Genomic DNA, 535 nt, shown 5'->3' with positions numbered 1-535 from the left:
TGAGCTAAGGCGAGGCAACGCCGTACCGGTTTAACGTTAATCCACTATATGTTCTTTGATGAGAAATGAGGTGTTTGCTCTCAACCATGTATTTTGCGTGAAAATATATTTTTTAATTTGTTTCGACTATAATGATATCGTTTTACATCTATATTGCGCGGAAAGTAATCTTTTTTATATTTCTTTATAAATCTTCTGATTTTCATCGAAAGGAATCTTCATGAAAAGATTTGGCAGCACTTTGTTTATCCTGGGTCTTTTAGCGTTCGGTTTGAATTATATGAATGCTGTGCCGAAAGTTTTAGCATGGATTTATAACTGGGGGGAAGATACTGCAATGTGGATTAAAGCAGGGATTACCGGTGGCGGCGCTCTGCTTTGGCTGTTGGGTCATTTTGCCGAAAAAGGCGGACAAGAAGCGTTGGAAGACGACGAGTAAATTTGAGCGTCAACGCTGCGGTTGTTGCGGATACGCACTGGCGCAGCGCTTCGAAAAAGAAAGATATAGTGGATTAACTTTAAACCAGTACGGCGT

1 protein-coding gene is annotated in these 535 nt (G+C 40.6%); it reads left to right on the top strand.

Features of this window, described 5'->3' with window-relative positions:
* Positions 1 to 220 precede the first annotated feature (220 nt).
* Positions 221 to 439: a cell division protein gene (locus HMPREF3050_RS01440; protein ID WP_070773201.1), complete on the top strand. Its 219-nt coding sequence runs from the start codon at positions 221 to 223 to the stop codon at positions 437 to 439.
* Positions 440 to 535: the final 96 nt, after the last annotated feature.

It is taken from the genome of Neisseria sp. HMSC065D04, assembly GCF_001815675.1.
Taxonomy (GTDB): Bacteria; Pseudomonadota; Gammaproteobacteria; order Burkholderiales; family Neisseriaceae; genus Neisseria.
The sequence above is the reverse complement of the archived record's forward strand: the minus strand, read 5'-3'. Positions and strand labels throughout refer to the sequence as shown.